This window comes from Arthrobacter sp. K4-10C (assembly GCF_059090085.1).
Genome location: NZ_JBNHFI010000001.1, coordinates 292,753 through 311,734 on the forward strand (window position 1 = coordinate 292,753; position 18,982 = coordinate 311,734).

Below are 18,982 nucleotides of genomic sequence, written 5' to 3' on the forward strand. Positions count from 1 at the left end.
CTCCTCTCGATGCTGCCACAGTATCAGGGAAGGTTCCGTACAGGGCTGTCGTGCTTTTCGGCCGCTTCAGAGCCCGTGCTGCGGTTGAGCCGCCACACGGCAAACGCAATAAGTCCGACGGCGACAAGCGCCAGCAGGGCGAAGGTGTACTCCCGCATTGCCCATAGGATGCACGCGGCGACTCCGCCCGCGCCCCAGCGGACAAATGTCCTGTCGCCAAGCGCCAGCCCCGCGACGAGCAGCACTGCCAGCATGACCAGGAGCCACAACTGCTGGCCGCCCGCCCCGCTGAAAACCACGCCGACGCCGGACAGGGTGAGCAGTACGGCCGAAGCCGCAGCGAAGGCCCGGCCCGTTCCGTTCTGTCCTGCCAGGTACCGTAAGGCGGCCAGCAGGGCACCCAGAACCACATACCACTGGGCAACCCAAAACGGGTCTGGCAGCCCGGTCGCGGACCAGGCCGACCCGACACCGGCAACGCCCAGCCTGTCCGCTGTGTCCAGGTGGAAGATGGCCGCGCGCTGGATTGCTGCCACAACGGCCAGCGCAGCCAGTTCAGCCGTAACGCGGCGCATGGCCGTGGGGACTTCAAGCACGGCGACTCCGGCCGTGCACGTCAGGAGGACAGCAGCGCACCATGATGTTGCATCCGCGGGCAGCCCGGCAGCCGCCGCTGCCCCTAACCCAAGAAAGGACGCGCCGGCCAAGGACCACCGGCGGACCGGCTCTTCCGCCAGGCGGTCGGCGCGGGCCTGACGCAGAACATAGAGACCTGCCGCCACCGCGCCCGGTCCTGCCAGCCAAGGAACATAGCGGCCCCATTCTCCAGGGTGGTCCCCGAACAGGGAACCCGCGAGCAGCCAGGCTCCTGTCAGCAATCCCGCCACAGCCAGGGGGTAAAGCGCAGGGATCCGCTCGACGTGGGAAGCAGTACAAAGGACGGCTGCCAAGGCAAGGACGGCGGCACCGGCAACCCAGCCGGCTGCCAAGGGTGCGGTAAGCAGCGCGGCCCCCGTGAAGGACCCGGCTGCGGTGAGCCACAGCCAGTGCTCGATGCCGGAGGGCACAGCGTTCCGCCGGTTTCCCAACACGCCCGCCCCTGCCGCGGAAAGCCCCAGAAGCAAAAGCACAACGGCGGTTCCGGTGTAACCCAGCAGCATTTGCGCACCGAAGGTGGCAAAGGGGCCCAGAGCGAGCACCGCAAACAGCAGCGCGTAGACACCGAAGAACAGCGCCCCGCGGGCGGCAAACAGCCGGCGGGCAACGATAGCGGACACCAGCAGCAGGGCCAGTTCCAGGAACAGGACGCCGCGGCCGCCGCCGTCGCCTGCATGGCCGTATTGAAGGGCGTAAACCAGGGGCAGAAGTGCCTGGCCGGCCAGCGTGATCCACACGGCTGCCTGCTGGAAGGGCACCGTCTCTAACCGGGAGCGCAGCACCCACCGCGCCGCGTGCTGGGCGGCAAGGACCCAGGCGAAGGTCAGGGACACCACCGCGGGTGAAGCGGTGATGTCATAGCTGAGCACAACGGCCAAGGCCGCTGTGAGTATCCGGGCCGACACGAAGTACCAGCCCTTCTGCAGGGTCCGGGGCGCGGCCGCCACCATGACCGCGGCAAAGAGCCCGAAAACGCCCAGCAGCACCTCCACCAGGAGCAGGTTGCCTGAAGACAGGTACAGGAGCACAGCGAACGACGCCGGCGCAAACCACGGAGAGCCGCCCTCCTGCCGCAGCACGCAGCCTGCAAGTACCGCCGAGGCGGCAGCAACAGCGGGTACAAAGATGGCCTGCCAGCTGCCGTCTCCCAGCGGTTCCAGGCCGGTACAACCAGCAAGCTGCAGGAGGATCACCAGGCCCGCGTCAACGGCCGTCCCCCGCGGCGTACGCCGCAGGAGGTAAGCCCCGAGGACAAGCGTCAGTTGTAGCCCGAGAGCCACAGCCAGCACAGTGGCTTGCCGAAGCTCCTCTCCCGCCACCACCGGCACGCCCGCGCCCTGTGCAAGCTGCCCGAACGCTGTGACCACCAGGATCGTGCCCGCAATCCGGGACAACCACCAGTAGCACCAGCGGTGGAGACGTGCCGGAAGGATGATGGCGGTACCGGACAGATAGGCAATCACCAATGCCAGGGCAGTGTTGCCTGCGGCCTGGGATACGAATCGGAAAGCGAAATCCACCATGACCGAACCGACCGCCAGCGGCAGCACTTCCCCTACAGTGGGACGCCAGGCAGAGGCCTCGCCAGGACGCCGGACCAGCATCAGGCCCGTGGTGGCGGCCGCCACCAGCTGCAGCAGGATTACCAGCGTAGTCAGCCAGGCACCCGGTGTAGTGTCGACGGACGCCAGGAACGCGACTCCCGCAACTCCGAGGCCTGCAAAGGCGGCGAGGGTGGCCTGCGGCGCCAGCGCGCGGAACCCGAAACGCTGCAGTGCCGCCGACAGCAGCTGCTGCCCGACAGCGACGGCAACAAGGCTGGACCATATGGCATGGTTTTGCAGTTCCCCCTCAGTGAGGGCCGCTGCCGCGGCAGGAACAGCCAAGGTGGCCGCCACCCGGCCATTCAACTCCAGCACACGCCGCAGTTCCTCCCCCGTCCTGAACGAACGTGCCAGCCAGATGAGCGAGGCCACCACCGGCATCGCTGCAAACTCCCACTCACCCAGCACCGGGCTGAAGAACCAGGCCAGCGCCAAAGGCACAAACGGTGTAAACTCGGCTGCCCCGCGCAGCCTCGTGGCCAGTACAAAGCTGGTCAGCAGCAAGATCAGGACCGGCAGCCAGAGCGGAACCGTGCCGCTGTCCCCGGGCGAAGCAGCCATTAGACCGGGAAGGGCAACGCTTCCGGCGAACCCGGCGGTCACCGCAAACTGCGCTCCGAATGTCAGGAGGGCGTCCAGGCGCCACCATCCGGCACCGGGTGAAGTGCCGCCGTCGGCCGTGCCCCGCCCGCTTGCGGCCCGCCCAGCCCCTGCAATCCGGCGGGAGAACCAGGAGTCCAAGCTTCCGCTGCCAAGCGTGGTTGCGACTGACTGTAGTGCAAGAAGCGCCCCGGCGGTGAACAGCGCATTCGCCCCTTGCCCGGTGAAGTCCCAGACGGCGACGCTGCAGGCGATTGTGAGGGCCGCCCGTGCCGCATAGAAATTTGGCAGCCTGAACGGGGCCGTCCGGACGGCTGCCATGACGCCGAAGTACGAAGCGCAGGAGCCGAGAACGAGGGCATACTCCCACCTGGTGAGCAGCAACGGGACGAAGGTGGCGGCCAGGGCTGCGGCGGGAACCACAACCGGGTGAAGGGACGCCAACGGCCTCACGAAAACTGGAGGAAGCCACCCCGGGCTCAACAGCGACACCAGGGTGAGCAGCACCGCCATGCCGATGAGCGCAACAAAGTACCAAACCAGGGCCCCGCCCAGCACGGCGAGGCCAGACCACGCAGTCGAAACGCCGAACGTTAGCGACAGATACACCAGGACGCGACTTTCCAGCCGAAGGGCAGCCGCGATGTACGCGATGGTGCCGGCCAGGGAGGTAAGCAGCCAAACCGCCGGGCCGTTCAGCCAAACGAAGTTGTACAGCGCAAGGCCTACCACGGGAACCAATGCCAGGCCGGTACCGGTGAACGCCACTGCTGCAGGCCTAAGCCGGGGCGCCTTGTGGTGGAGCACCAAGCCGGAGGCGTAGAAGAAGCCAGCAACCGCGCAGACGCCGGCGAAGCGGAACATCGGGGCAAGCCCGGTCCCCACGAACAGGGCCGCGGCCGCCACGAGCAGCAGGCTCGCGACGTACAGGGTGATGTTGATGTTCTGCCTGTCCCGGCGTTCCCGGCGGGCCTTGCGCTCCTCGGGAGTCTCAGCAGGGCGGACCGGCTTGGCGGCAAGTGGCTGCGTCGCTGCCGGCCGGACAACCGGCCTGGCTGGCTGAGGCGGATCAGTCCGGCCAGTTTTACTGGCCGGAGTGGCAGTCGTCATCGGCATGGAAGTTGACGGGCGATGCTGGAGTGCCGCCAGCGGCGGGTCAGCTGGAGGAATGGCCCAAGCGTGGTGAACAGTGCCTCCTTGCTCGAGGCGCCCGTCCTGAAGCGGCACATGGACCGGGCGCCCGGGGACCGGGGGCAAAGGCTGGCCCTGGGGCTGCCCCTGGGCGACTTTGGCCATCGCATCCAGCCACCCCTGCAGGTGGCCGTCGCGGTAACCCGCTTCGTAGGATGTGTCCTTCATGCCGGCGCCCTTCCAACAGGCAGCACAGTGCAGCTGCTATTTATCCAGTGACTGGACTTAAGTTAGCAAAAGAAAACCCCGCTGCACATGGCAGCGGGGCTTCCTGTGGATTATTCGGGACCGGGCCCCGGATAACCGTTGATCAGCAAGGACTACTTGTTGATCTTGGTAACACGTCCCGAACCAACGGTGCGGCCGCCTTCGCGGATAGCGAAGCCGAGGCCCTCTTCCATGGCGATGGGCTGGATGAGCGCAACGGTCATCTCAGTGTTGTCGCCGGGCATAACCATTTCCGTGCCCTCGGGCAGGGTGATAACGCCGGTAACGTCCGTCGTACGGAAGTAGAACTGCGGGCGGTAGTTGGAGTAGAACGGGTTGTGGCGTCCGCCTTCGTCCTTGGAGAGGATGTAGACGTTTGCCTCGAAGTCGGTGTGCGGGGTGATGGAACCCGGCTTGACGACAACCTGGCCACGCTCGACATCGTCGCGCTTCAGACCGCGGAGCAGGAGGCCACAGTTCTCGCCGGCCCATGCTTCGTCGAGCTGCTTGTGGAACATCTCGATACCGGTAACCGTGGTCTTCTGAACGGGGCGGATGCCGACGATCTCGACCTCGGAGTTGATGGCGAGGGTTCCACGCTCGGCGCGGCCCGTAACAACGGTGCCACGGCCGGTGATGGTGAAGACGTCCTCGATCGGCATCAGGAACGGCTTGTCACGGTCACGTACGGGGTCCGGAACGGACTCGTCGACAGCAGCCATCAGGTCCTCAACGGACTTGACCCACTCGGGGTCGCCTTCCAGTGCCTTCAGGCCGGAAACGCGGACAACCGGAGCGTCGTCGCCATCGAAGCCCTGCGAGCTCAGGAGCTCACGAACTTCCATTTCGACGAGGTCGAGGAGTTCCTCGTCCTCAACCATGTCAGCCTTGTTCAGCGCGACCAGCAGGTAGGGAACACCAACCTGGCGGGCGAGCAGAACGTGCTCACGGGTCTGTGCCATGGGGCCGTCGGTAGCAGCAACCACGAGGATTGCGCCGTCCATCTGGGCAGCACCGGTGATCATGTTCTTGATGTAGTCAGCGTGACCGGGGGCGTCAACGTGTGCGTAGTGACGCTTCTCGGTCTGGTACTCCACGTGGGAGATGTTGATGGTAATACCGCGCTGACGCTCTTCGGGAGCAGAGTCGATCGACGCGAAGTCGCGCTTCTCGTTGAGATCCGGGTACTTGTCGTACAGCACCTTGGAAATGGCGGCCGTCAGCGTCGTCTTACCGTGGTCAACGTGACCGATGGTGCCGATGTTGACGTGCGGCTTAGTCCGCTCGAACTTTGCCTTTGCCACAGGTTCCTCCTAGAAACGTTTTCAAATGGCTTGCCCTTCAACCGCGCTTGTCGCGGCAGAAACTCAGGCAAGTCTACTTGGGGGCTTTGGATTGGTGAAATTGCAGATTCAGGAACTAATACTAGTCCCTTGAGCCTGTTCGTACAGGTGGCCGGGCCTTGCTTGGCCGGATGAATCCGACCAGGCCCGGCCACCTGTACTGGCTGCGCTTTCCGTTTCCGGCGGGCGCACCCGAGGTGATCGCTTTGAAAGTCCTGGGGACTACTCGCCGCGGCTCTTCTGGATGATCTCGTCGGCAACTGCCTTCGGGACCTCGGCGTAGCTGTTGAACGTCATGGAGTAAACAGCACGGCCCTGGGTCTTCGAGCGCAGGTCACCGATGTAACCGAACATTCCGGACAGCGGAACGTGTGCACGAACAACCTTGACGCCCTGCGCATCTTCCATGGACTGCATCTGGCCACGGCGGGAGTTGAGGTCACCGATAACTTCACCCATGTATTCCTCAGGGGTGCGGACCTCGACATCCATCAGCGGTTCGAGCAGAACAGGGTTCGCCTTGCGTGCAGCTTCCTTGAAAGCCATACGGCCGGCGATCTTGAACGCCATTTCCGAGGAGTCGACATCGTGGTACGCGCCGTCAACCAGCGTGGCCTTGATGCCCACAACCGGGTAGCCGGCCAGGACGCCGTCGTTCAGCGCATCCTGGATACCAGCGTCGACCGACGGGATGTACTCGCGGGGAACGCGGCCACCGGTGACCTTGTTCTCGAACTCGTACAGCTCGCCCTCGGCGGTGTCCAGCGGCTCGATCGCAATCTGAATCTTTGCGAACTGGCCCGAACCACCGGTCTGCTTCTTGTGCGTGTAGTCATGACGCTCCACAGCACGCTTGATGGTTTCTCGGTAGGCAACCTGGGGCTTGCCCACGTTTGCCTCGACCTTGAACTCGCGGCGCATGCGGTCCACCAGGATGTCCAGGTGGAGCTCGCCCATGCCGGCGATGATGGTCTGGCCGGTGTCTTCGTTGAGGGACACCTGGAAGGTGGGATCCTCAGCGGAGAGCTTCTGGATGGCCGTGGAGAGCTTCTCCTGGTCACCCTTGGTGTTGGGCTCGATGGCAACCGAGATCACGGGCTCCGGGAAGCTCATGGACTCGAGGACGATCTGATTGTTGGCATCACACAGGGTGTCACCCGTGGTGGTGTCCTTCAGACCGATGGCTGCGTAGATGTGACCGGCGGTAGCGCCCTCAACAGGCATTTCCTTGTTGGCGTGCATCTGGAACAGCTTGCCGATGCGCTCCTTCTTGCCCTTGGTGGAGTTGACCACCTGGGCGCCTGCTTCCACGTGACCGGAGTACACGCGGATGAAGGTGAGCTGGCCGAAGAACGGGTGCGCAGCAATCTTGAACGCCAGTGCGGAGAACGGCTCTTCGGAGGAAGGCTTGCGGGTCAGTTCCTTCTCTTCGTCGCGAGGATCGTGGCCGACCATCGGGGGGACGTCGAGCGGGTTCGGCAGGTAGTCGACAACTGCATCGAGCATCGGCTGAACGCCACGGTTCTTGAAGGCGGAACCGCAGAAGATCGGGTAGAGCTCGGAGTTGATCGTCATCTTGCGGATGCCGGCCTTGAGCTCGTCGATCGAGATTTCTTCACCCTCGAGGTACTTCTCCATGAGTTCCTCGGAGGACTCTGCAACGGTCTCTACGAGCGCTGCGCGGTACTCTTCGGCCTTTTCCTGGAGGTCAGCCGGGATCTCACGGATCTCGTACTTGGCACCCATGGTGACGTCACCCTTGGCATCGCCGGGCCACACCAGTGCGCGCATGTAGAGCAGGTCCACGACGCCGATGAAGTCATTCTCGGCACCGATGGGAAGCTGCATCACGAGAGGCTTGGCGCCCAGGCGGCTGATGATGGTGTCTACCGTGAAGTAGAAGTCGGCACCGAGCTTGTCCATCTTGTTGACGAAGCAGATGCGCGGGACGTTGTACTTGTCAGCCTGGCGCCAAACGGTCTCGGACTGGGGCTCAACGCCTTCCTTGCCATCGAAGACGGCAACGGCGCCGTCGAGGACGCGCAGCGAGCGCTCTACCTCAACGGTGAAGTCCACGTGGCCGGGGGTGTCGATGATGTTGATCTGGTTGTTTTCCCAGAAGCAGGTCACGGCGGCAGACGTGATGGTGATGCCGCGTTCCTTTTCCTGTTCCATCCAGTCAGTGGTCGAAGCGCCGTCGTGCGTTTCGCCGATCTTGTGGTTCACACCCGTGTAGAACAGGATGCGCTCGGTTGTGGTGGTCTTGCCGGCATCAATGTGGGCCATGATGCCGATGTTGCGGACCTTACTAAGGTCGGTAAGCACGTCCTGTGCCACGGGGTCTCCTTTTGGGATGGACTACACGTTCGCCGCCGGCTCGGTTGAGCCGGCGGCGTACGGGAAGTATTACCAGCGGTAGTGTGCGAAGGCCTTGTTGGACTCGGCCATCTTGTGGGTGTCTTCGCGACGCTTCACAGCGGCACCGAGACCGTTGGAGGCATCCAGGATTTCGTTCTGGAGGCGCTCGGTCATCGTCTTTTCGCGGCGGGCCTTGGAGTAGCCGACCAGCCAGCGCAGGGCGAGTGCGGTGGAGCGGCCAGGCTTGACCTCAACCGGAACCTGGTAGGTGGCGCCGCCGACGCGGCGTGAGCGGACCTCGAGGGAAGGCTTGACGTTGTCCATGGCCTTCTTCAGCGCTGCGACGGGGTCGCCGCCGGACTTGGCGCGCGCGCCTTCGAGGGCACCGTAGACGATGCGCTCTGCCGTGGACTTCTTGCCGTCAACGAGGACCTTGTTGATGAGCTGGGTTACCAGCGGGGAACCGTAGACCGGATCCTGTACGAGCGGCCGCTTGGGGGCCGGACCCTTGCGAGGCATATTACTTCTTCTCCATCTTTGCGCCGTAGCGGCTGCGGGCCTGCTTACGGTTCTTCACGCCCTGGGTATCGAGGGCGCCACGGACGATCTTGTAGCGGACACCCGGGAGGTCCTTCACACGACCACCGCGGACGAGCACAATGGAGTGCTCCTGCAGGTTGTGGCCAACACCGGGGATGTAGGCGGTTACTTCAACGCCGCCGTTGAGGCGCACACGTGCCACCTTACGCAGAGCCGAGTTCGGCTTCTTGGGGGTGGTGGTGTAGACGCGGGTGCAAACACCGCGGCGCATCGGGCTGCCCTTAAGCGCGGGAGCCTTGGTCTTTGAGACCTTAGGCGTGCGGCCCTTGCGGACCAGCTGGTTAATCGTAGGCACTCTCGTGTTCTCCGTTTTATCCGGAGCAGCCGTCTCCGGCCGCTCTCTTGTTGCGTTGCCCCGCCGCCCGGGCCCTGAAGGGAATCTCCAGGGCGGCGAAGGCGAAGCCTTAATAGTCGGATCCCATACCCATGACCTGACTCGCGTCCAAATGTCCCTAGGCATGCGAAAATGTGGCATACGTTGCACAAGAACCCTGCAAACCGGAAACGTCGCTCTGGCCACAGTCTTCCAACTGGGACCGGCGCACTCATCCACTGCCACAATAACAATTGGTAACAAGTCTAGCATGGACGGCCTCCATGCCTTAATCGCCGTCGCCTCCCCCAACTAAGTAGCAGCAGGTGTCGTTATGGGCGCCCATAACGACACCTGCTGCTACTTAGTTGAAAGCGGAAGGCCCCGCCCCCACAAACGTGGAGGCGGGGCCTTTCAGCCAATCAACGGGACTTCCTTAGCGGAAGTCGTTGCCCAGGTCGTAGTCATCCAGCGGGATGGCGTGGAACTCAGGAGCTCCGTCGCCACCCAGGGTGTCGTACGAGAAGTCACTGAATGCACTTGGGCCGGTGAAGAGGTTGGCCTTTGCTTCCTCAGTGGGTTCGACTGTGACCTCGGTGTAGCGCGGGAGACCCGTACCGGCCGGGATCAGCTTACCGATGATGACGTTCTCCTTGAGGCCCAGCAGCGGATCGCTCTTGCCTTCCATGGCCGCCTGCGTCAGGACGCGGGTGGTCTCCTGGAAGGAAGCTGCGGACAGCCAGGACTCGGTTGCCAGCGAGGCCTTGGTGATGCCCATGAGCTCAGGACGTCCGGATGCCGGAGTCTTCCCCTCGGACACAACGCGGCGGTTGGCGTCTTCGAAGCGGCTGCGCTCGGCGAGTTCGCCGGGAAGCAGGTCCGATTCGCCGGACTCGATGACCGTGACGCGGCGCAGCATCTGACGGACGATAACCTCGACGTGCTTGTCGTGGATACCGATGCCCTGGCTGCGGTACACGCCCTGGACCTCGTCCACCAGGAACTTCTGTGCCGCACGGGGACCCATGATGCGCAGGACCTGCTTGGGATCGACAGGACCGTTGATCAGCTTCTGGCCGACGGCGACGTGGTCGCCGTCTTCGATCAGCAGGCGTGAACGGCGCAGGACCGGGTACGCGATCTCTTCGGTTCCGTCATCCGGGGTGATGACCAGGCGCATCTGGCGCTCGGACTCTTCGATGGTGATGCGGCCGGCTGCCTCGGCAATCGGTGCAACACCCTTCGGAGTACGGGCTTCGAAGAGCTCCTGGATACGGGGCAGACCCTGAGTGATGTCATCGCCACCACTGGCGGAAACTGCACCACCAGTGTGGAACGTACGCATGGTCAGCTGGGTACCGGGCTCACCGATGGACTGTGCGGCGATGATGCCCACGGCCTCGCCGATGTCCACGGTCTTGCCGGTTGCCAGCGAACGGCCATAGCACAGGGCGCAGGTGCCGACGCTGGATTCACAGGTGAGTACGGAGCGGACCTTGACCTCGGTGATGCCTGCCTTGTAGAGCTCATCGATGACCACGTCGCCGCAGTCGGTACCGGCGGCGGCGAGGACCTTGCCCTCGGAGTCCACGACGTCGACAGCCAGCGTACGTGCGTAGGCACTGTTCTCGACGTTCTCGTCCAGCACCAGCTCACCGTTGGAATCGGCGACGGCGATGGGCGTGACCAGGCCGCGCTCGGTGCCGCAGTCCTCTTCGCGGACGATGACGTCCTGGGACACGTCCACCAGACGACGGGTCAGGTAACCCGAGTTGGCGGTACGCAGAGCGGTATCGGCGAGGCCCTTACGGGCACCGTGCGTGGCGATGAAGTATTCCAGCACCGACAGGCCCTCACGGTAGGAGGACTTGATGGGGCGCGGGATGATTTCACCCTTCGGGTTGGCCACCAGGCCACGGATACCCGCGATCTGGCGGACCTGCATCCAGTTACCACGTGCACCGGAGGACACCATGCGGTTGATGGTGTTCATCGGGGACAGGCTTTCACGCATCACCGAAGCGATCTCGTTGGTTGCCTTGTTCCAGATCTCGATCAGTTCCTGGCGGCGCTCGTCGTCGTCGATCAGGCCCTTGTCGTACTGGCCCTGGATCTTGGCGGCCCGCTCCTCGTAACCTGCGAGGATTTCCGGCTTGGCGGCCGGGACCTCGATATCGGAGATCGCAACGGTGACGCCCGAACGGGTGGCCCAGTAGAAACCGGCATCCTTCAGGTTGTCCAGCGTGGCAGCCGTGACAACCTTCGGGTAGCGCTCGGCGAGGTCATTGACGATACGGGACAGTTCGCCCTTGTCGGCAACAGCCTCCACCCAGGGGTAGTCCTCGGGCAGGGTCTCGTTGAAGAGCACCTGGCCCAGGGAGGTCTGGACGAGCGCGGGCTGACCCGGCTCCCAGCCTTCGGGGGCTTCCCAGCCGGCGTACGGAACGAAGCCTTCGAGGCGGATCTTGACCTGCGAGTTCAGGTGCAGCTCGCGGGCGTCGAACGCCATGATGGCTTCTGAGACCGAGCCGAAGACGCGGCCTTCACCAGCCGAACCCTTCCGCTTGGTGGTCAGGTGGTAGAGGCCGATGATCATATCCTGCGAAGGAAGGGTGACCGGGCGTCCGTCGGAGGGCTTCAGGATGTTGTTCGAGGACAGCATCAGGATGCGTGCCTCAGCCTGGGCCTCGGGGCTCAGCGGCAGGTGGACTGCCATCTGGTCGCCGTCGAAGTCGGCGTTGAAGGCGCCACAGACCAGCGGGTGCAGCTGGATTGCCTTGCCTTCAACAAGCTGCGGCTCGAACGCCTGGATGCCCAGGCGGTGCAGGGTAGGTGCACGGTTGAGCAGCACCGGGTGTTCGGTGATGATCTCTTCGAGCACGTCCCAGACCTGCGGACGGTAACGCTCCACCATGCGCTTGGCCGACTTGATGTTCTGGGCGTGGTTGAGGTCAACCAGGCGCTTCATCACGAACGGCTTGAAGAGCTCCAGTGCCATCTGCTTGGGCAGGCCGCACTGGTGCAGCTTCAGCTGCGGGCCGACGACGATGACCGAACGGCCGGAGTAGTCGACGCGCTTGCCGAGGAGGTTCTGGCGGAAACGGCCCTGCTTGCCCTTGAGCATGTCGCTCAGGGACTTCAGCGGACGGTTGCCCGGTCCGGTGACCGGACGGCCGCGGCGGCCGTTGTCGAAGAGGCTGTCAACAGCTTCCTGAAGCATGCGCTTCTCGTTGTTGACGATGATCTCCGGGGCACCCAGGTCAAGCAGGCGCTTGAGGCGGTTGTTGCGGTTGATCACACGGCGGTACAGGTCATTGAGGTCGGAGGTCGCGAAGCGGCCACCGTCCAGCTGGACCATGGGGCGCAGTTCCGGCGGGATCACCGGGACGGCGTCGAGGACCATGCCAAGCGGGCTGTTGTTGGTGGTCAGGAACGCGTTGACCACCTTGAGGCGCTTGAGCGCGCGGGTCTTGCGCTGGCCCTTGCCGTTGGCGATGACGTCGCGGAGCAGGTCCGACTCGGCCTGCATGTCGAAGTTCTCAAGGCGCTTCTTGATGGCTTCGGCACCCATGGAACCTTCGAAGTACATGCCGTAGCGGTCGCGCAGCTCGCGGTACAGGCCCTCGTCACCTTCGAGGTCGGCGACCTTCAGGTTCTTGAAGCGGTCCCAGACCTGCTCGAGGCGCTCGATGTCGGCGTCGGCGCGCTTGCGCACGTTGGCCATCTGGCGGTCGGCGGAGTCGCGTGCCTTCTTCTTGTCGGCAGCCTTGGCGCCTTCGGCCTCCAGGCGGGCGATTTCGCCCTCGAGGTCGCGGGCGATGGCAGCGATATCGGAATCGCGGTTGTCGATCAGCTGCTTCTTCTCGATGTCGTGCTCAACCTGCAGGTTGGGCAGTTCCTCGTGGCGGGCAGCCTCGTCGACGCTGGTGATCATGTAGGCAGCGAAGTAGATGACCTTTTCGAGGTCCTTCGGTGCCAGGTCAAGGAGGTAGCCCAGGCGGGACGGAACACCCTTGAAGTACCAGATGTGCGTAACCGGTGCGGCCAGCTCAATGTGGCCCATGCGTTCGCGGCGGACCTTGGCGCGGGTGACTTCGACGCCACAGCGCTCACAGATGATGCCCTTGAAGCGCACGCGCTTGTACTTGCCGCAGTAGCATTCCCAGTCACGGGACGGGCCGAAGATCTTCTCGCAGAAGAGGCCGTCCTTCTCGGGCTTGAGCGTGCGGTAGTTGATGGTTTCCGGCTTCTTAACCTCGCCGTAAGACCAGCCGCGGATGTCTTCCGCGGTGGCGAGGCCGATCTGCATGAGGCCGAAGGAGGATTCGCTGGACATATGGTCCCTGTTCTCTCTTGTTCTCTAAATTCTGAAGTCTTGGGTGCGGGAGAAGGAAGGAGGACGACGGCGGACTGGGCCCGCCGTCGTCGGACTCCTTAGACCTCTTCTACGGAGCTGGGCTCTGCACGAGACAGATCGATGCCCAGTTCCTCCGCAGCCGTGAAGACTGCGTCATCAGAGTCACGCATTTCAATTGTGGTTCCGTCCGTGGAGAGGACTTCCACGTTCAGGCACAGCGACTGCATTTCCTTGATCAACACCTTGAAGGACTCGGGAACACCCGGCTCGGGGATGTTCTCGCCCTTGACGATCGCTTCGTAGACCTTCACGCGGCCGTGGATGTCATCGGACTTGATCGTGAGGAGTTCCTGGAGCGTGTAGGCGGCGCCGTAGGCTTCGAGCGCCCACACTTCCATTTCACCGAAGCGCTGGCCACCGAACTGTGCCTTACCACCCAGCGGCTGCTGCGTGATCATGGAGTACGGGCCGGTGGAGCGGGCGTGGATCTTGTCGTCCACCAGGTGGTGGAGCTTCAGGATGTACATGTAGCCGACCGAGATCGGATCCGGGAACGGCTCGCCGGAGCGGCCGTCGAACAGGCGGGTCTTGCCGGAGGAGTTGATCAGGCGCTCACCATCGCGGGTCACGTTGGTGGAGTCCAGCAGGCCCGTGATTTCTTCCTCGCGGGCGCCGTCGAACACCGGCGTGGCAACAGTGGTGGGGCCACTCTCGCGCGGCAGGTTGGGCAACTGCTTGACCCACTCAGGCTCGCCTTCGATCTTCCAGCCCGTCTTGGCAACCCAGCCGAGGTGCGTTTCCAGCACCTGGCCCACGTTCATACGGCCCGGGACACCCAGCGGGTTCAGGACGATATCAACGGGGGTGCCGTCGGCAAGGAAGGGCATGTCCTCGACCGGGAGGATCTTGGAGATAACACCCTTGTTGCCGTGGCGTCCGGCGAGCTTGTCGCCGTCGGTGATCTTGCGCTTGGCGGCCACGTAGACACGCACCAGCTGGTTCACGCCGGGGGGCAGCTCGTCGTCGTTGTCGCGGTCGAAGACGCGGACGCCGATGACGGTGCCGGACTCGCCGTGGGGCACCTTCAGGGAGGTGTCACGCACTTCGCGGGACTTTTCGCCGAAGATGGCGCGCAGCAGGCGCTCTTCCGGGGTCAGCTCGGTTTCACCCTTCGGGGTGACCTTTCCGACCAGGATGTCACCGGCTTCAACCTCGGCACCGATGTGGATGATGCCGCGCTCGTCCAGGCCTGCAAGGACTTCCTCGGACACGTTGGGGATGTCACGGGTGATTTCCTCGGCACCGAGCTTGGTGTCGCGGGCATCGATCTCGTGCTCCTCGATGTGGATGGAGGAAAGGACGTCCTCCGCAACGATGCGCTGCGAGAGGATGATGGCGTCCTCGAAGTTGTGGCCTTCCCAGGACATGAATGCCACGAGCAGGTTCTTGCCGAGGGCGAGCTCGCCCTGGTCCGTTGCCGGGCCGTCAGCGATGATGCCGCCGACCTCAAGGCGCTGGCCTTCGTTCACCAGGACACGGTGGTTGTAGCAGTTGCCCTGGTTGGAGCGGGCGAACTTGTTGATGCGGTAGTTGGTTTCCGTGCCGTCGTCATTGAGCATGATGACGAGTTCGGCGGAGACCTCGGTAACTACACCGGCCTTTTTGGCGATGACAACGTCACCGGCGTCCACGGCAGCGGCGCGCTCCATGCCGGTGCCCACAACCGGGGCCTCGGAACGGACCAGCGGCACGGCCTGGCGCTGCATGTTGGCACCCATGAGTGCGCGGTTGGCGTCGTCGTGCTCGAGGAACGGAATCAGGGCCGTTGCAACGGACACCATCTGGCGCGGGGAAACGTCCATGAACTCGACGTCCTCGGCCGGGACCAGGACGGGCTCGCCTCCACCACCGCGGGCACGGACCAGGACGGTCTCTTCGGCGAAGCGCTTGTTCTCGTCCAGCGGCGCGTTGGCCTGGGCGATCAGCACTTCAGCCTCGTCGTCGGCCGTCAGGTACTGGACGTCGTCGGACACGATGCCGTCCTTGACCTTGCGGTACGGCGTCTCGATGAAGCCGAACGGGTTGATGCGTCCGTAGGATGCCAGCGAACCGATCAGACCAATGTTGGGGCCTTCAGGCGTTTCGATGGGGCACATACGTCCGTAGTGGGACGGGTGCACGTCACGGACTTCCATGCCGGCGCGGTCACGGGACAGACCACCGGGGCCAAGGGCCGACAGGCGGCGCTTGTGGGTCAGGCCCGAGAGCGGGTTGTTCTGGTCCATGAACTGCGACAGCTGGGAGGTTCCGAAGAACTCCTTGATGGCGGCAACGACCGGGCGGATGTTGATCAGGGTCTGCGGCGTGATGGCCTCGACGTCCTGGGTGGTCATACGCTCGCGGACAACGCGCTCCATGCGGGACAGGCCGGTGCGGACCTGGTTCTCGATGAGCTCGCCAACGGCGCGGATGCGGCGGTTGCCGAAGTGGTCGATGTCGTCGATCTCGACGCGCAGGTCCACTTCCTGGCCGTCGCGGACGCCCTTGATGGTCTTCTCGCCGGCGTGCAGCGCAACGAGGAACTTGATCATGGCGACGATGTCTTCAACGTGCAGGACCGAAGCTTCCTTGTCACCAAGGGAGCGGTCGATGCCCAGCTTGCGGTTGATCTTGTAGCGGCCGACCTTGGCCAGATCGTAGCGCTTGGAGTTGAAGTACAGGTTGTCCAGCAGGGACTGGGCAGCCTCGACGGTGGGCGGCTCGCCCGGACGCAGCTTGCGGTAGATGTCCAGCAGCGCGTCTTCGCGGGTCTCGGTGGCGTCCTTCTCCAGGGTGGCGCGCATGGAGTCGTACTGGCCGAACTCTTCGAGGATCTGGCCTTCGGTCCAGCCGAGGGCCTTCAGCAGAACGGTGACGGACTGCTTGCGCTTGCGGTCGAGGCGGACACCCACCTGGTCGCGCTTGTCGATTTCGAGCTCGAACCATGCACCGCGGGACGGGATGATCTTGGCGGTGAAGATGTCCTTGTCGCTGGTCTTGTCAGCGGCGCGCTCGAAGTAGGCGCCGGGCGAACGGACCAGCTGGGAGACGACGACACGCTCGGTGCCGTTGACCACGAAGGTGCCCTTCTCGGTCATCAGCGGGAAGTCGCCCATGAACACGGTCTGCTGCTTGATTTCGCCCGTGTTGTTGTTCATGAACTCGGCCTTGACGTACAGCGGAGCGGAGTACGTAGCGTCCCGGTCCTTGCACTCGGCCATGGTGTACTTGGGGTCGGCGAATTCCGGATCGGAGAAGCTCAGGGACATAGTGCCCTGGAAGTCCTCGATCGGGGAGATTTCTTCGAAGATGTCCGAGAGGCCGGACGTGGTGGCGACGCTGAGATCGTTTTCTTCGACAGCCTTTGCTACGCGTGCCTGCCAGCGCTCGTTACCGACCAGCCAGTCAAAGCTGTCCGTCTGCAGGGCAAGCAGATTCGGAACGTCAAGAGGTTCGTGAATCTTTGCGAATGAAAGCCGGCGAGTGGCACCATCAGTGCTGTCGGCGGTGTTAGCGGTTTCGTTATTAGAGGTGCTCGAGGCGACCAAGAGGGATCCTTCCACAGACCTTCAGGCGTTTTCAGATCTCCCCCGCTGTGCACCCTGCGGACAGAGTCCGCAGCGCTACCATCCGGTTCCGCTATATGACCCGGGGCCGGTACTGACTATGCTGTGACGTTGGTACGGCATGTTAATTGTCAGCTGCCAGGCAAAGCCCACCGCTATATGAAGGCTGAAGGTAAACAGGGAAGACGCAAATATCTACGATACGGCAAAATATCGCACGTGTCTACCCCACATCCGGCCGGAATGCAAGCACCTGTTTTTCGCGCTGCCAACGCCCAGTTGGGGCCGGACAATGGGGACCTGTCCCCTTGCGGTGACCGGCGGAATGCACATGGCCGCGACGGTGTTTGAATAGTTAGGTGACCAGGGTCACCATAGCCTTGGTGGCTTACATCGGATCAGAGCGGAAGAGACAACCATGGCCAACTCTCCAGGCAACAGCGACGTTGTTATCCTCGCAGCAGCGCGTACTCCCACGGGCCGCATCAACGGCCAGCTGGCGAGCTTCACCGCCGTGGATCTGGGCGCGCACGCGATCAGGGCTGCCCTCGACGCCAGCGGGGTGGACGTGGGCGACGTCGAAGCGGTGATCATGGGGCAGGTGCTGCAGGCGGGCGCCGGCCAGAATCCTGCCCGGCAAAGCTCGGTCGGCGCCGGAATCGGCTGGGACGTTCCGGCCGTAACGGTAAACAAGGTGTGCCTCTCGGGACTGACAGCCGTCATCGATGCCGCCCGGATGATCCGCGGCGGTGAGGCCGACGTGGTGGTGGCAGGCGGCCAGGAATCGATGACCAAGGCACCGCATCTGCTGCCCGGCTCCCGGCAGGGCTGGACCTACGGCTCCATCCAGGCCCTCGACGCAGCCGCCCATGACGGGCTGACCGATGCGTTCGACGGCCAGTCGATGGGCCTGTCCACCGAGACGCGGAACCTCCCCCTGGGCATCGACCGGACGTCGCAGGACAACGTGGCCGCGCAGTCGCACCAGCGCGCGGCGCTGGCCGCAAAGAACGGAACATTCGACGACGAGATCGTCCCCATCAGCGTCAAGCAGCGCAAAGGCGACCCCGTTGTCGTGGCCACGGACGAGGGCGTCCGTCCGAACGCGTCCGTTGAGTCCTTGGCCGGGCTGCGCGCGGCGTTCGTTACCGACGGCACCATTACCGCCGGCAACTCCTCGCCGCTGTCCGACGGCGCCGCCGCCCTGGTCCTGGCATCACGCGGTTACGCGGAGGCACACGGGCTGGACTACCTCGCTGTGGTTGGTAAGCCGGGCCAGGTGGCGGGACCGGACAACTCGCTGCACTCCCAGCCCTCCAACGCCATCATGAATGCGTTGGGCCGAGCGGGATGGACAACGGCGGACCTGGATTTCATCGAGATCAACGAGGCATTCGGGTCCGTGGCGGTGCAGTCGCTCAAGGACCTGGACTATCCGCTGGAGAAGTGCAATATCCACGGGGGTGCTATCGCCCTTGGCCATCCCATCGGCGCCTCCGGGGCCCGCCTGGCGGTCCACGCTGCCCACGAACTCAAACGCCGCGGAACCGGCAGGGCCGCCGTATCCCTGTGCGGGGGCGGCGGGCAGGGCGAAGCGCTCCTGCTGTACCGCGACTGATGGCGGGCCAATCTGGGAACGCAGCCGACGGCGTCGGACGGGAACGTTTCCTTGCTGACGCCACCGCCCGCGGCCTGAAGGTGGACGTGGTGGAACGGCCGGCCGCAAAGAGCCTCGAGGAAGCGGCCGGCATCCTGGGCATAACCCCCGCTGATATCGTCAAGTCGCTGGTGGTCAAACACAAGGACGGGTCCTTCCTGTTCGCGCTGATTCCGGGCGACCGGCAGATCTCCTGGCCCAAGCTGCGGACCCTTGTGGGCGTCAACAAGCTGTCACTGCCGCCGGCCGACGTGGCCCTGGACGCCACGGGCTACGAACGCGGCACCATCACGCCCCTCGGCAGCACCACTCCCTGGCCGGTTTACGCGGATGCCACCATCACCGGCCGGCGGATCTCCATGGGTGCCGGAGCCCACGGCTACAGCGCATTCGTTGACGCAGATGCCCTGACTTCCGCCCTGGACGCCGTGGTGGCGGACATCTCGGATCGGCTCTAGGACGCAGAAAACCCCGCCCACCGAAGTGGACG

The 18,982-nt window shown here is 64.0% G+C and carries 9 protein-coding genes; 2 read left to right on the plus strand and 7 right to left on the minus strand.

Features of this window, described 5'->3' with window-relative positions; genetic code table 11:
• Positions 1-23: 23 nt before the first annotated feature.
• The 7 genes from AC5RUU_RS01375 to rpoB all read right to left on the minus strand — a co-directional run bounded on the left by AC5RUU_RS01375 (position 24) and on the right by rpoB (position 16,817).
• A complete protein-coding gene (locus AC5RUU_RS01375; protein WP_493973417.1) occupies positions 24-4,220 on the minus strand; it encodes a hypothetical protein in 4,197 nt (1,398 codons plus the stop codon).
• Positions 4,221-4,372: 152 nt separating this feature from the next.
• Positions 4,373-5,563, minus strand: a complete 1,191-nt coding sequence (gene tuf / locus AC5RUU_RS01380; RefSeq protein WP_493973418.1) for an elongation factor Tu — start codon at positions 5,561-5,563, stop codon at positions 4,373-4,375.
• A gap of 261 nt (positions 5,564-5,824) precedes the next feature.
• Complete coding sequence (gene fusA, locus AC5RUU_RS01385; RefSeq protein ID WP_493973419.1) at positions 5,825-7,939, minus strand: elongation factor G; 2,115 nt, start codon at positions 7,937-7,939, stop codon at positions 5,825-5,827.
• A 69-nt stretch (positions 7,940-8,008) separates the two neighbouring features.
• Positions 8,009-8,479 carry a 30S ribosomal protein S7 gene (gene rpsG / locus AC5RUU_RS01390; protein WP_013601837.1) on the minus strand — a complete coding sequence of 157 codons (471 nt, stop codon included), beginning with the start codon at positions 8,477-8,479 and terminating at the stop codon, positions 8,009-8,011.
• A gap of 1 nt (position 8,480) precedes the next feature.
• Positions 8,481-8,855, minus strand: coding sequence for a 30S ribosomal protein S12 (gene rpsL / locus AC5RUU_RS01395; protein WP_009358312.1), 375 nt, complete (start codon positions 8,853-8,855; stop codon positions 8,481-8,483).
• Between the two features lie 454 nt (positions 8,856-9,309).
• Positions 9,310-13,209 carry a DNA-directed RNA polymerase subunit beta' gene (locus AC5RUU_RS01400; protein WP_493973420.1) on the minus strand — a complete coding sequence of 1,300 codons (3,900 nt, stop codon included), beginning with the start codon at positions 13,207-13,209 and terminating at the stop codon, positions 9,310-9,312.
• A gap of 98 nt (positions 13,210-13,307) precedes the next feature.
• Entirely contained in the window at positions 13,308-16,817 is a 3,510-nt protein-coding gene (gene rpoB / locus AC5RUU_RS01405) for a DNA-directed RNA polymerase subunit beta (protein WP_493973421.1), read from the minus strand.
• A gap of 436 nt (positions 16,818-17,253) precedes the next feature.
• On the opposite strand from rpoB, the gene AC5RUU_RS01410 reads away from it, so the two are divergent.
• Positions 17,254-18,453: an acetyl-CoA C-acetyltransferase gene (locus AC5RUU_RS01410; RefSeq protein WP_493973422.1), complete on the plus strand. Its 1,200-nt coding sequence runs from the start codon at positions 17,254-17,256 to the stop codon at positions 18,451-18,453.
• Positions 18,453-18,950 (plus strand): aminoacyl-tRNA deacylase, encoded by a 498-nt coding sequence (locus AC5RUU_RS01415; RefSeq protein ID WP_493973423.1) that lies wholly within the window; start codon positions 18,453-18,455, stop codon positions 18,948-18,950. Before AC5RUU_RS01410 ends, AC5RUU_RS01415 begins: the two co-directional genes overlap by 1 nt.
• Positions 18,951-18,982: the final 32 nt, after the last annotated feature.